Here is a 13,666-nt window from a genome sequence, read left to right as displayed (position 1 = left end):
GCACGGGATCAGGCCCGCAGTTGCGTGCGGTCCCGAACGTCGGCGAGGTATTGCCGCAGCACCGTCAGGTCCACCGGCTTGACAAGGTAATGCTGCATGCCGGCGTCGGCGGCGCGGCGGCGCGCCTCGTCGTGGCCCCAGCCTGTCATGGCGATGAACACAATATCGTCACCGCCGGGGAGGTCATGGATGCAGCGCGCCGCTTCATATCCTTGCATATCGGGCAGGCCGATATCCATCAGGACGGCATGTGGATGGATGCGCTGGGACAGGTCGATGGCGCCCTGCCCGGTGCCGGCCTTGGCCACCATATAGCCATCCATTTCAAGCATTACCTGCAGCATGTCGGCGCCGTCCTCGTTGTCGTCCACCACCATGATGCGGACTTGCTCCGCAGCGGAATGGCTTGCGCTTTTCGCGAGCGCCCGATCACGGCTGCGGCGCTCCGCCACCACGATCGGCATGCGCAGGACGAACTCGCATCCCTTGCCAAGGCCCTCGCTGCGCACCTGCACCGTCCCGCCATGCATGCTTGTGAAGCGCTGTGCGAGGCTAAGGCCTATACCTAATCCGCCCAGCTTGTGCGAACTCCCGGCCGGCCCCTGCACAAACAGGTCGAAAATGCGCGAGCAAGCTTCCGGCTCCAGCCCCACGCCGTGGTCGCGCACAGAAAACACGATATCGCCGCCCTCAACCTCGGCGCGCAGCTCGATGGCCCCACCAGCCGATGAAAACTTGACAGCGTTGCCCAGCACATTGGCCAGGCTCTGGACCAGGCGCGCCCGGTCGCCGGACAGGAGCACACTGCCGACAGGCCTACGCAAGTCCAGCGTGTGGCCGCCGGCCGTCATCTGCGGCTGGCAAATCTCCACCGCATGCTGCAGCACCGTGTCGAGGGTGACCCATTCGCATTTCAGCGCCACCTTGTCGTTGGTGATGCGCGCCACATCGAGCAGGTCGTCCACCAGGTGCGTCAGGTGCTTGACCTGGCGTTCAACGACCAAGGCAATCTCGCGCACCTCGGACGAGCCGCCCGGCATGGTGTTCAATACGTCCACCGCGGTGCGGATCGGCGCGAGCGGGTTGCGCAGCTCGTGCCCCAGGATCGCCAGGAATTCGTCCTTGCGGCGGTCGACTTCGCGCATCTGGTACTGGCGGCGGCGCGCGCGGCGCGCCGACAGTGCGGCACTGACCAGGGTGGCGCCGCGCACCGGCCGTTCCAGCAGCGTGACATTGCCCAACGCCTCGAAGATCTTCTGGATGCCCGGCGAATCCAGGCCCTCCTTGCTCAACACCAGGACCGGTAAATCCGACCATGCCGGTTGCGCGGCAAGGTGATCGGTCAGTTCATGCAAGAACTCGGCGTTGAACGCTTCTTCAATCACAAACAGCGCGGCGGCCCCTTGCTGCAATGCCTTGACGACATCGCCCAGTTCCGGACAAGCCAGGCACTCAAGACTGGCACGGCCCAGCACTTGGCTGATCAGGCGGGCGTCCTTGCCTACTGGGGCAAAGATGACGATGCGCTGTTCCTGCTCATTCATGCTCGCTTCCGTCCTGAGCGTTCCCGACCCGGACCGGAACGCCGGTCAGGATGCCCCGGAAACCAGCCAGTACCGGTCCCACTTTAATACCCTGGCCCGTAATCTCGAAGGCACGCAGGGTCGTCTCATGCTCGCTGCCGCGCTTCTTGAATACCGACAAGGCCTTGTGCACCGCGCCATAGGCTTCGTAGTAGCGCAGCATCAGCACGTTGTCGGCCAGGTAGCTGACATCGACATTGCTGCCCATCTGGCCAATGATGCCTTGCTGTACCCCGACCAGGAAGGTGACGACGCCACGCTGTCCGAGGTAGGTCAGCACTTCACGCAGATGGGTGATGAGGAAGCGCGCCTCCGGCATCGCATTCAGGTAGCCATTCAGGCTGTCGATCACGATGACTTTGGCCCCCTCGTCGGCAGCCTTGCAGACGGCGTGCGAGAACTGGCCCGGCGACAGTTCGGCCGGATCGATCTGCACCACCGACAGCAAACCCTCTGCCAAAGGCTTGCGCAGGTCCATGCCAATGCCTGCTGCCCGATTGAGCAAAGTATTGAACGCCTCCTCGAACACGAACATGGCGGCTTTCTGCCCGCGCTCCGTCACTGCCTTGACGAATTGTGCGGCGAGGCTGGACTTGCCGGTACCAGGTGGTCCGGAGATGAGGGTGCTGGACCCTTCTTCTATCCCGCCGCCCAGCAGCGCATCCAGCGTAGCGAGCCCACTTGCCACTTGCTGGCGCGCGACGGTCTCACGCGAGTCGGCCGCCACGATGCGTGGAAATGCCACCACGCCGCCGGACACAATCGTGTAATCATGCGGCCCGCGCCGGTAATCGATGCCCCGGTATTTCAGCACGCGCAAAACGCGGCGCTCGGCGCCGTAGCCCGATTCGTGCTGCTGCAAAGAGATCACGCCGTGCGCAATGCTGCGCACTTGCTGGTCAGCGCCTACCGCAGTCATATCGTCCAGGAAGAGCGCAGTACAGGCGCGCTTGGCGAAATACTGCTTGAGCGCGAGCACATGTCGGCGGTAGCGCAAGGGATTACCCGCCAGCAGCTGCAGTTCCGAGAGGGAATCGAGCACCACGCGGCTGGGGTTGAGTTCGTCGATCTGGGACAGGATGTGCCGGTTGGTCTCGCCCAGCTCCACTTCGGTGGGATGGAACACCGTGTATTGCTCATCTGGGTCGAGGATGCTTTCGGAAGGAATGATTTCGTGCACGGTAATGCCTTCCAGCGACATGCCATGCGAACGCGCCACGGCGCGCAGCTCCACTTCGTTCTCCGCCAGGGTGATATAGAGCACGGGCTCGCCCCGTCTGGCCCCTTCCATCAGGAATTGCAGGGCCATGGTGGTCTTGCCGGTCCCGGGGTCGCCTTCCAGCAAGTAAAGCCTGTCCTTGGTCAGGCCGCCGGCAAGGATGACATCAAACCCAGCGATGCCCGTCGAGATAAAGGTATCGGTCTGGTTGTTCTGCGGCTGGAGCATGGTCGTTCCTGCACGAAGATTGTCGATAAGACACTTTAGCAGGAATGTTTAACAGGCATTGTTCGTTTGAAATGCCCTGATTAGTTGCATTTCGCGCCGGTCGCAGCCCAACAGATCCCGCCATACAGGTGACGGCGCAGCTGCGGTTCGGCATAGCTGGCCGCCAGGTGGCCGAGCGCGGTATAAAAGACGCGGCCATTTTCGAAGTGGTGGTACCAGCTGATCGGATGGAAGGCGCCCATGGCCTGGGGGCCAGGCTTGTAGCTTGCTTCATCGACTGTCAGCAGGTAGCTTAATTTGCTCGCTGACGGCGTGAAGTTGTACCACTCCTCAGTCAACAGTGTGCGCGGGGCGAAGCTTTCCATGCCGGGGAAATTGCGGTCTTCTACCTTCAGCGCGGCAGCCTGGATCTCTGGATGCTGGGTGAACATGTGGCCGACAAGCCTTGTGTACCAGGGCCAGCCGAATTCGGTGTCGGAAGCGCTATGCACGCCGACGTAGCCGCCGCCGGCATGGATGTAGCGCTCAAAAGCGGCCTTCTGCTGCGCGTCCAGGATGTCGCCGCTTGTAAGAAGGAACACCACAGCCTGGTACTTGGCCAGCACGCGGTCGTTGAAAGCGCGCTGGGCGTCTTCCGTCCAGTCGACGTTGAAGTCGTGCTGCTTGCCGAGCTCCTGGATGGCCGTGGCGGCGGCAGGAATGGAGTCATGGCGCCAGCCGCCCGTCTTGGAAAAAACCAGCACGCTGAATTGCGCTGCCTGCGCGCTACCGCAAGCCAGTGCCAGCGCAATCCATGTAAATATTGTCCTCATGATTGGGAACGTTATCACACTCTGCGCGACTGAGCCAGTCAGTTACAGCCGCAGAAGCGTTTCGGTTTGCTGGCGTCGCACACGGCGCCATCGAGCTGTTTCCAGAAGAAGACCGTGTCCACGCCATAGGGCGAGCGCACATTGCCGGCGCGGAGGTAGCCCTGGCTGGCAAAGAATTCCTCGCCGGTGGCGGTGCTATGCAGCTGCAATGCCTTGACGCCCCAACTGCACGCCTGCTGTTCGACGCAGGCCAGCAGCGCCTTGCCGGCACCGCGCTGGCGCACTTCGGGCAGCAGGTAGCACAAGGCCAGCTTGCCGGCGGCGGTCAGCAAGGCGACGCCGACGACGACGCCATCCTCGACTGCGACCAGCGAGAAATTGGTAGGGGATGCAAACCAGGACGCCACGGTTTCCGGCGTCTTGTTGCCAAGCCAGGCGCCCAGGATGGCGGGATCATTTTTGTGGTCAAGCACGCAACATTCAGCAATAGAGCGTCGCAGCACCTCACAGGCAGCCGTGGCGTCATTCGCTTCCGCGCGGCGAATCTCAAAACTCATGCGTCTTCAAAGGTAAGCAATTTACAGCCCGACTATACACCAGCGGCAAAATCCCCGTCCGGGACCGTGCGGCGCGAGGCCAGTCTAAGCATATAACGAATAAGTAGTTTCATTTCGGCGCGAGATTCTAGACCATGCTTATCTGTTTTAACAATAGAGATCGCCATGACTTATAACAAAATCGCATTTGCACTGGGCGCTACCCTGGCGGCCGCAAGCCTGACTTTCGCCCCGCTCGCGTCGGCTGAAGAAGTCACCTTGCTGAACGTGTCCTATGACGTGGCACGCGAGCTTTACAAAGACATTAACCCTGCCTTCGCCGCAGCTTATAAAAAGAGCGCCGGCACCGACGTCGTGATCAAGCAATCGCACGGCGGCTCGTCCAAGCAGGCGCGCGCCGTCGCCGACGGCCTGGAAGCGTCAGTGGTGACCATGAACCAGGCCAACGACATCGACATGCTGGCCGACCGTGGCCTGGTGGCGCAGGACTGGGCCAAGAAGTTCCCGAACAATGCAGCGCCGGCCTACTCCACCATGGTCTACCTGGTGCGCAAAGGTAATCCAAAAGGAATCAAGGACTGGGGCGATTTGGCCAAGCCTGGCGTGGCCGTCGTGATCCCGAATCCAAAGACCGCGGGCAATGGCCGCTATACTTACCTGGCCGCCTGGGGCTCGGTCCTGAAAAAAGGCGGCACCGAAGCGCAGGCGCGCGAGCTGGTGGGCAAGATCTTCAAGAACGTGCCGGTGCTGGATGCCGGCGGCCGCGCCGCCACTACTACCTTCACCCAACGCCAGATCGGCGACGTGCTGGTGACCTTCGAGAACGAGGTGAACCTGGTGCGCGCTGAATTCGGTGACAACTTCGAGGTGGTTTATCCATCGTCCTCGATCCTGGCGGAATCGCCGGTGGCCGTGGTCGACAAGGTCGTGGACAAGAAGAATATCCGCAAGGAGGCTACTGCTTACCTGAACTTCCTGTACACCGATGCCGGCCAGGAGATCATCGCCAAGCACTACCTGCGACCGCGTTCGGACGCGGTATTCAAGAAGTACTCTGCCAACTTCAAGCCGATCTCGCTGTTCACCGTGGATGAAGTATTCGGCGGCTGGCGCGCGGCGCAGAAGAAGCACTTTGACGACGGCGGCGAGTTCGACAAGATCTACACCTCCAAGTAATCCCCGCAGTTCATGGGGGCGCAGCGCCTGCGCCCCTTCTTACTCCCCATTCACGCGCTCGATCTGCGCCTTCTTTTCCGCCATGTCGTGGTCGCTGTCATGGAAGCGCGCCGCGATGGCTTGGAATTCGTCCTGCAGCTCAATGAAGGCATCGATCATATCGGGATCGAAGTGTGTTCCTTTGCCGTCGACCAGGATCTGCACCGCCTTCTCGTGCGGCATGCCGTCCTTGTAGACGCGCCGGCTGATCAAGGCGTCATACACGTCTGCCACCGCCATCATGCGCGCCGATACGGGGATAGCGTCGCCGGCCAGCCCTTCCGGGTAGCCCGAACCATCCCATTTCTCTTGGTGCGAATAAGCGATTTCCTTGGCGACCGACAGGAAAGGCATGGTCATGCCGAGCGCCCGCTCGGCATGCTCAATGGCGGCGCGGCCCAGCGTGGTATGGCTTTTCATGATGTCGAATTCCTGGTGCTCGAAGCGGCCAGGTTTGAGCAGGATGCGATCGGGTATGCCGACCTTGCCGATATCGTGCAGCGGGGCCGACTTGAACAGCAGGCTGATGAAACTGTCCGTCAGCAAGGCGCTGAAACGCGGGTGGTCCTTCAGCTTTTCCGCCAGCGCCTTCACATAGAACTGCGTGCGGCGGATATGGTTGCCGGTATCGGAGTCGCGCGTTTCAGCCAGCGAAGCCATGGCGAGGATGGTGACGTCCTGGATCGCCACCACCTCCCGTGTGCGGGCTTCCACTTCCTTCTCCAGGAAGTCGTTTTTGTCGCGCAGGAAGTCGGCGTGCTCTTTCAGCATCAGGTGGTTGCGCACACGCGCCAGCGTGATGGGCGGGCTGATCGGCTTGGTAATGTAGTCGACCGCGCCCAGGTCCAGGCCCAGTTTTTCATCCTCCACTTCGGTCTTGGCGGTCAGGAAGATGACGGGAATGTCGCGCGTGGCGGGGTTGGCCTTCAGGCGCCGACATACCTCGTAGCCGTCCATCTCGGGCATCATCACGTCCAGCAGCACAACGTCGGGCGGCTGGCCGGTGGTGGCGATGCGCAGCGCTTTTTCGCCGCTATTGGCGACTTTTACCTTGTACTGGTCCTTCAGCAGGTCGTTCATCAGCACCAGGTTATCGGGCGAATCGTCGACCAGCAGCACGGTTTTCTTTGCAATCAGTTCCAGCTCCATCTCACTTGCCCTCCAGGCTTGCCATTGCTTCGTCCAGTGCCGTCAGGGCGGCTTCCAGGTCCAGGTTACCTAATCCGCTCGCAATGCGGCGCCAGTGCTCGGGCAAGGCGGCCTTGAATTGCGCCAGCTGCGCTTCCCACAGGTCGGCCGCCGCGGAATCGCTGTCGGCCAGCAGTTGGCGCAGGCGCCCGAGCGGTGGCGCGGCTAGCGGCGCCAGTTCGGGATGCGAGGCGGCGGCGGGGCCGGCCGAGTCAACAGCGCGCAGTGCGACCAGCAGCGGGTCCAGCTCCACCAGCACATTGGCCAGCAGGCGGTCCAGCACGTCGCGCGCGGCGCCCTGCTGGCAAGCCTGTTCGAGCTCCTGAGCGGCTTGCTGCACGCCGCGCGCGCCAATATTACCGGCCGTTCCTTTAAGTGTATGCGCCAGGCGTTCCGGCGCGGAGGCGTCGCCGCCATCGAGCGCATGTACGAACATGGCGGCGAAATCCTGCTGGCCGTTACGGAACTTGACGAGCAGGCGGCGATACAACTTGTCGTCGCCCATCGAGGTAGCGAGGCCGGCGCGCACGTCGACCATGGGCAGCGCGGGCAGCGGCGCGGACTTGCCGTTACCGTTACCGTTGCCATTGCCGTTACCGTTGGCGGGGCGCGGCTTGGCCACGACCGCCCGCGCTTCGCCGGCTTCAGGCCGCAGCCAGCGCGCCAGCGTGGCGTACATCTCCGCCACATTGACCGGCTTGGCGATATGGTCCTGCATGCCGCAGGCCAGCACTTTATCCCGATCGCCGGCCATGGCGTTGGCCGTCATGGCGATGATCGGCAGCTTGTCGAGCGCGGGATTGGTCCGGATTGCGCGCGACGCCTGGAAACCATCCATCACCGGCATCTGGCAGTCCATCAGCACGCCGTCGAAACGCGCATCGCGGGCCAGGATATCGAGCGCTTCCTGCCCGTGGCCGGCCAGCACGGCCTCGATCCCAGCCTTGCCCAGCAGGTCGATCGCAAGCTCCTGGTTCATTTCATTGTCCTCGACCAGCAGCACGCGCGTGCCGGCCAGGCGCGCCATGACTTCGCCGTGCTGCAAGTCGCGTTCCGCCGCCCGCCGGCTTTCGACCGCCACGCCCTTGCCCAACGCCTCGCCGACCGCTTCCAGCAGGGCCGATGGTGTGACCGGCTTGGTCAGCACGGACTTGAGCTGCACTTGACGGTCCGTGGCATTGGTCAGGGCTTCTTCGCGTCCATAGGCGGTCACCATGATCACTGCCGGCAGCGTGCCAGCCTGGCCCGATTGCAGGCGGCGCACCGTTTCCACGCCGTCCATCGACGGCATCTTCCAGTCCATCAGGACCAGGTCGTAGGGCAATGCCTGCTTTTCCGAACGCGCGAGCATGTCGAGCGCCTCCTGGCCGCTGTATGCCAAGTCGACTTCGAGCCCGAAGTTACGGGCGATGCCGGACAGGATTTCGCGCGCCGAAGCGTTGTCGTCCACCACCAGCACGCGCAGGCCGAGCAGTTCGTCGGCGCGGAACATGCGGCGCGGCTTGGGATTGGCCTGCAGGCCGAAGCGGGCTGTGAAGTGGAAGGTCGAGCCTTTGCCCACCTCGCTCTCCACCCAAACCCGCCCGCCCATCAGCTCGAGGAGGTTCTTGCAGATCACCAGCCCCAGTCCGGTGCCGCCGTATTTGCGCGTAGTGGAGGCGTCGGCCTGGCTGAAGGACTGGAACAGTTTCGCGCTCTGTGCTTCGCTCATTCCGATGCCCGAGTCGCGTACCCAGAAATGCAATTCGATGCCGTCGGCGCTGGAAGAAGCCTGTTCGATGCCGACCACTACCTCGCCCTTTTCAGTGAACTTGACGGCATTGTTGGCCAGGTTGACCAGCACCTGGCCGATGCGCAGGGGGTCGCCCACCAGGCCGGTCGGCAGCTCCGGCGCCACCTGGAATAGCAGCTCCAGGCCCTTGTCTTCGGCCTTGAAGCCGATCAGGTTGGCCAGGTTGTCCAGCACGTCGTCCAGGTCGAAATCGACCTGCTCCACCGTCATCTTGCCGGCTTCGATCTTGGAGAAGTCGAGGATGTCGTTGATGATGCCGAGCAGGTTCTCACCCGCGCGCTGCACCTTTTCGACGTAATTGCGCTGGCGCTTATCCAGGCTGGTTTGCAAGGCCAGGTGCGACATGCCGATGATCGCATTCATCGGCGTACGTATTTCGTGGCTCATATTAGCCAGGAAATCGCTCTTGGCGCGGGTCGCCGCCTGCGCCTGTTCCTTGGCCACGCGCAGTTCGTCCTCGGCCGCCTTTTGCGAAGTGATGTCCTGGTACACACCGTACATGAAGCGCGCGCTGCCGTCCTGCTCGTCGCGCACCACTTTGCCAACGGCGTGCAGCCAGATGGTGCGCCCGTCCAGCGGCCGCTTGTAGGCGTACACGGCGTCGAACTTGTCATAGGTGCCGTCGATCGCGCCCTGCACCCGCGCGGCCGTGCGCAGTGCGCCTTCCGGATCGGCTTCCACCAGGCGCGCAAACCATTCGTCCTGCAGGTGGTAGCGGGCCTCCGGCCGCGGCGATTCGCCCAGCAAGCGCCAGGCGCGCTCGGACATGGTGTAGTAATCCGGATCGCTGTAGTCGACCACCCAATAACCGCAGTCGGTCAGTTCCAGCGCAATATCGGCCAGGAAGTTAGTGCGCCGGATTTCCTCTTCCAGCAGCTTGCGTTCCGTGATGTCGCGGAACACCACCACCGAGCCCACTTGCGCGCCGTCCTTATACATCGGACGTTCCGCATGGTCGACCGGGAAGGTGCTGCCGTCCTTGCGGGTCAGTTGCCCGTCGCCCTGCTCCCAGGCCGCGCCCACCAGTTCCCTCTCTTCATAGCCGAGCAAGGCCGGGGCCGCCGGATTGACGAAGGTGACGCGCCCGTCCAGGTCCAGGCCGACGATGCCGTCGCTGACGGCGCCCAGCACCAGGCGGCTGCGTTCTTCCAGCGCGCGGGTGCGCTCGTTGCGCTGCAGGATCTCCATATTCATCGCGATCACCGGCAAGGCGCCGTCGAGCAGGGCTTGCGCCTGGTCGCCATAGGGTTCCAGCGTGGCCAGTTCGATCACCCCTAACAGGCGCTCGCTGCGCAGCACCGGCACGATCGCGATACTGGCGGGATCCGCCTCGCCCAGCGCGGAGCCGATGCGCACGTAGCCAGCCGGGGCCTGGCGCATGACGATCGCCTTGCGTTCAGAAGCGCACTGCCCCACCAGGCCTTCGCCCAGCAAGAAGGCGGACTGCGCCGCGGCTTTCCCGCGCATGGCGTAGCCGGCCAGCAGCGACAGGCTGCCCGCCTCCTCGTCGAACAGGTAGAAGGCGGCATGGCCGGCCTGCACCAGCGGCGCCAGGGCGGCCAGGGTGCGCGCGGCCAGGTCCTGCGCGCTGTCGGCCGATTGCAGGTCGTTGCCGATAGCCGCCAGGTGGGTCTTGAGCCAGCGCTGCGCCTCCATCTTGACGGCTTCTTCCTGCAACACCTTGACCGAACGCGCCAGGTTGCCGATCTCGTTCGGGAAATCGGTCAGCGGCACCTCGGCGCCAAGTTTGCCTTTGGCCAGTTGCTGGACCGCGCTGCGCAAGCGTTCGGACGGCAGGCGCACCGATCGCCCGACCAGCACGCTGAACAGCACGCCCAGCACCAGGCTCAATGCCAGCAAGCCGTATGTCAGCTGCTTCTCGTAGCGCGACAGCGCCTGCATTTCCTCGATCTGGTGGCGCGCGCTGTCTTCCTTGATTTCGGCGATGCGCGTCAGCGCGTTATTGGCGCGGATGCCAAAGTCCTGGAACGCTTCGTCGGCAATCACGGCGCCGGCCTGCTCCACCTGCCCGGCGCGCATCAGGTGCACCGCCTCGTCCACCCGCTGGCGGTAGTCGGCGAAGGCGGTCTCGAATTCGGCCAGGTTCTTGCGGTTCTCGGCACGGATGATGCGCGGGCGCAGTTCCTCCAGCGCGCGGTTCTGCTTGCGCAGCGAATCCTCCACCAGCGACAAGGCGTATTCGCGGCCGGCCTTGTCGCGCGCGAGCAAGGCCTGGCGCAGCACGCTGCCGCGCTGGGAAAACGCGATCAGCGCATCCTTGGCGTCGGAGATGCCCAGCAGGTCGTTCTTGTAGATGCCCAGGATCTCGTCGTGCATGCGGGCCTGGGTCGTAACGTTGTGCAGTCCGAAGGCCAGCGTAATCAACAGGCCGCCGCCAAAGCCCAGCGCCAGCTTCCAGTTCAGGCCCAGCTTTTCCAGTCTAGACAGTAAGCGCGCCACGGCCCCTCCCTACGCAGTCATATTGATTGCCAGCAGTTCCAGCGCCGACAGAAATTGTTCATAGGCCGCCGCATCCGGCGCTTGCAGCAGCGCCAGCTCCACCGCACCCAGCAAGCGCCCCTGCAGCTGCACTGGCGCCAGCAGCAAGGCGCCCGGCGCCCCGCCGCCCAAGCCGGAACGGATGCTCCAGGCCGCGCCGGCGCCGCTGGCGTCGACCACCCGCGGCTCGCGTTCCTGTGCACATTGACCCAACAATCCTTCGCCCAGGGCCAGCCGCTGCGGCGGCGCCGAACTGGCATAGCTGGCGGCCAGCGCCAGTCCGTCGCCGTCGGCCGTGTAGATAGTGCCCTGCATGGCCCCGAACAGCAGATGGCACTGGTCGAGGAAGGCATCGAGGCGGGCATGCCGGTCCGGCGCCTGCTGCATGTGCAGCGCCACCTGGGCCAGCTGCATCTTGCGCTCGGCCCTTTGCTCCTGTTCCTGCGCCACTTGTTCCAGCTTGCGATGGACGCGCTGCTGCGCCGCCTGGCTGCGCACCGCGCGCAGCGCCGCCGCGCCCAGCAAGGCCACCACGGCGCCGGCCAGCGCGGCGCCGGGCAAGCCGCTGCCAGGCGGCACCGTCTGCCCCAGGTCTTCCAGTACCACCAGCTGCCAATTGCCGGAAGGGTCGTGCCAATCCACTGCGGCCGCGGCCACCGCGTATTTGCGGCCTTCGCTGTAGCTCACGCCGGGCGCCACGCTGACCGGCAAGGGGCGCGGCTCCCGGTCTTCGAACAGCTTGCCGAACTGGCGCACGGCGCGGATTTCAGCCAGGCGCTGCGGGCTCAGCGCGCCGGTCGCCGTGCCGCGCCATTCGCTGCGGCTACTGGCAAATACCACGCCTTGCGGCGACAGCAGGATCACGGACTGGCCGCTGCGCTGCAGCAGCCGGTTGAGCTTTTCCATGTCGGTGCGCGCCACCACCACACCCACGGGCGCGCCACTGCGCAGCATGCCGGCGTACACCGGGGCGGCGAAATACAGGGCATGGTCGCCGCGCGCAAGGCTGATGGCGGCATAGATGTTATTGCGGCCGGCCATGGCCTCCTTGTAATACGGTCGGAAGCGCACGTCGATGCCGGTCGAAGGCCGGCCGCTATCGTCCCAGGAAGATTTGACGATGCCGTCCCGCCCCACCACGAATAAACCCTGGATTTGCTGGCCGCGCGCCACGCTTTCCAATAAGGCCGCTATTTTGGGCTGGTTGGCGGGAATCGGCTCGGTGCTTTCCTTTTTGATATCCGGTTCAATCAATCCCAGCAGGGAAATCGCCCCCATCAGATTACTGTCCAGGGTTAATGACATGGCGGCGATCGCGTCGCGCTGGACGTCGATATTCAATAATTCCAGCCGGTCCCGTTCCAGGCCCGCGCGCTGCGCATTGCCGGCCCCGAGCGCAGCGGCGATGGCAAGGCAGACGACCAGGCCCCAGGCGCGCAGCGGATGTCGGGCAATTCTCTCACTCACCATCATGGCAAATTTCAAGAGGGAAATATTTTCAAATAACAATAACAGTATTTGCGCCGCCTGTGACGCACGTATTACTTTTTAATTGTGGCGCTTGATTGACGTTAGCTGGACGAGTTAACCCGTTAGTGCTATCGTCCATATTTAGAATATTGCCCCTAATCTAGCAATATTCCGACCAAACGAAGGAATGGCTAATTAGCCAACATAAAATGCTTAAGAAAATCACCTCAGCCTTGCTGATGTCGATCTCCGCAGCCGCATTTGCCGTGCCCCTGGGCTCGCAATCCGTGCTTGTCGTTGAGGATGAGACTGGCAAGGTACTGCTTGAAAAGAACGCGACGGCGGTAGTGCCGATCGCCTCCCTCACGAAATTGATGACCGCAATGGTCGTGCTCGACTCCAAACTTGATATGGAAGAGCCGATCAGCATCGATAAAGAAGACGTCGATACCCTCAAGCACAGCCTGTCGCGCGTACCGGTGGGCGCCACCATTTCCCGCGCCGACGTGCTGCAACTGGCGCTGATGTCCTCCGATAATCGCGCTGCCGCGGCGCTGGCCCGCACCTTTCCTGGCGGCCCGGAAGCCTTCAAGGCCGCGGTGCACGCCAAGATCAAGCAGCTTGGCATGACCAGCACCCAGATCAACGAGCCGACCGGCCTGTCGCCGGAAAACACCTCGAACGCTGCCGACCTGGTGAAAATGGCCACTGCCGCTGCCCAGTATCAGGAAATCCGCCGCATCACGACCGATACCGAGGAAGTGATCAATATGAAAGGCCGCAAGGTCTCGTATCACAACACGAACCGCCTGGTAGGGGCCAAGGGTTGGGATATCGGCCTGTCCAAGACCGGCTATACCGAAGAAGCGGGCCGTTGCCTGATCATGCGCATCAAAGAGGCCGGCCGCAACGCCACCCTGGTCCTGCTGAACGCCGGGGGGAATTCAGCGCGCTTGATGGATGCGCTGAACATCCGCCGCCTGCTGGCCGGGGGCAATGAGCCCAAGGTGATGCAAGCTTCCAGCCCGCGCAAGAAAGCCGCGCGCACAACCGAACGCCGTCGCCGCCGCATGTAATCCTGGCGGGGTTCGCTGCCGAGAGGC

9 protein-coding genes are annotated in these 13,666 nt (G+C 63.3%); 2 read left to right on the top strand and 7 right to left on the bottom strand.

The annotated features are described in order from the left end of the window. Positions 1–8: 8 nt before the first annotated feature. From AC1RTP_RS05555 to AC1RTP_RS05540, 4 genes are all read right to left on the bottom strand, one after another. A complete protein-coding gene (locus AC1RTP_RS05555) occupies positions 9–1,544 on the bottom strand; it encodes a hybrid sensor histidine kinase/response regulator (protein ID WP_498605472.1) in 1,536 nt (511 codons plus the stop codon). Then, positions 1,537–3,030 (bottom strand): ATPase domain-containing protein, encoded by a 1,494-nt coding sequence (locus tag AC1RTP_RS05550; protein WP_498605470.1) that lies wholly within the window; start codon positions 3,028–3,030, stop codon positions 1,537–1,539. Before AC1RTP_RS05550 ends, AC1RTP_RS05555 begins: the two co-directional genes overlap by 8 nt. A gap of 80 nt (positions 3,031–3,110) precedes the next feature. Beyond that, a complete protein-coding gene (locus tag AC1RTP_RS05545; RefSeq protein ID WP_498605468.1) occupies positions 3,111–3,842 on the bottom strand; it encodes a ThuA domain-containing protein in 732 nt (243 codons plus the stop codon). 38 nt (positions 3,843–3,880) lie between these two features. Then, positions 3,881–4,399 (bottom strand): GNAT family N-acetyltransferase, encoded by a 519-nt coding sequence (locus AC1RTP_RS05540; RefSeq protein WP_498605466.1) that lies wholly within the window; start codon positions 4,397–4,399, stop codon positions 3,881–3,883. 165 nt (positions 4,400–4,564) lie between these two features. Here AC1RTP_RS05540 and AC1RTP_RS05535 point away from each other — a divergent pair, with 165 nt between their 5' ends. After that, positions 4,565–5,575: a sulfate ABC transporter substrate-binding protein gene (locus AC1RTP_RS05535; RefSeq protein ID WP_498605464.1), complete on the top strand. Its 1,011-nt coding sequence runs from the start codon at positions 4,565–4,567 to the stop codon at positions 5,573–5,575. Positions 5,576–5,614: 39 nt separating this feature from the next. Here AC1RTP_RS05535 and AC1RTP_RS05530 read toward each other — a convergent pair whose 3' ends face one another. From AC1RTP_RS05530 to AC1RTP_RS05520, 3 genes are read right to left on the bottom strand one after another with little or no spacing between them, the layout of a single operon-like run. Then, complete coding sequence (locus AC1RTP_RS05530) at positions 5,615–6,763, bottom strand: response regulator (protein WP_498605463.1); 1,149 nt, start codon at positions 6,761–6,763, stop codon at positions 5,615–5,617. Position 6,764: 1 nt separating this feature from the next. Then, positions 6,765–11,054, bottom strand: coding sequence for a response regulator (locus AC1RTP_RS05525; protein ID WP_498605461.1), 4,290 nt, complete (start codon positions 11,052–11,054; stop codon positions 6,765–6,767). Between the two features lie 9 nt (positions 11,055–11,063). Continuing rightward, the gene (locus AC1RTP_RS05520; RefSeq protein WP_498605459.1) at positions 11,064–12,566 is read right to left on the bottom strand and encodes a cache domain-containing protein; all 1,503 of its coding nucleotides are present in this window, start codon (positions 12,564–12,566) and stop codon (positions 11,064–11,066) included. Positions 12,567–12,772: 206 nt separating this feature from the next. Here AC1RTP_RS05520 and AC1RTP_RS05515 point away from each other — a divergent pair, with 206 nt between their 5' ends. Further along, positions 12,773–13,639, top strand: coding sequence for a serine hydrolase (locus AC1RTP_RS05515; RefSeq protein WP_498605457.1), 867 nt, complete (start codon positions 12,773–12,775; stop codon positions 13,637–13,639). The last annotated feature ends 27 nt before the right edge of the window (positions 13,640–13,666 follow it).

Source organism: Pseudoduganella sp. GW821-FHT11H04, assembly GCF_058807935.1.
The sequence above is the reverse complement of the archived record's forward strand: the minus strand, read 5'-3'. Positions and strand labels throughout refer to the sequence as shown.

What these genes read in the sequence shown, in the direction of transcription:
- AC1RTP_RS05540 (WP_498605466.1), bottom strand. Translation starts at nt 4,399, where the DNA reads ATGAGTTTTGAGATTCGCCGCGCGGAAGCGAATGACGCCACGGCTGCC.
- AC1RTP_RS05520 (WP_498605459.1), bottom strand. Translation starts at nt 12,566, where the DNA reads ATGATGGTGAGTGAGAGAATTGCCCGACATCCGCTGCGCGCCTGGGGC.
- AC1RTP_RS05535 (WP_498605464.1), top strand. Translation starts at nt 4,565, where the DNA reads ATGACTTATAACAAAATCGCATTTGCACTGGGCGCTACCCTGGCGGCC.
- AC1RTP_RS05550 (WP_498605470.1), bottom strand. Translation starts at nt 3,030, where the DNA reads ATGCTCCAGCCGCAGAACAACCAGACCGATACCTTTATCTCGACGGGC.
- AC1RTP_RS05530 (WP_498605463.1), bottom strand. Translation starts at nt 6,763, where the DNA reads ATGGAGCTGGAACTGATTGCAAAGAAAACCGTGCTGCTGGTCGACGAT.
- AC1RTP_RS05555 (WP_498605472.1), bottom strand. Translation starts at nt 1,544, where the DNA reads ATGAATGAGCAGGAACAGCGCATCGTCATCTTTGCCCCAGTAGGCAAG.
- AC1RTP_RS05515 (WP_498605457.1), top strand. Translation starts at nt 12,773, where the DNA reads ATGCTTAAGAAAATCACCTCAGCCTTGCTGATGTCGATCTCCGCAGCC.
- AC1RTP_RS05545 (WP_498605468.1), bottom strand. Translation starts at nt 3,842, where the DNA reads ATGAGGACAATATTTACATGGATTGCGCTGGCACTGGCTTGCGGTAGC.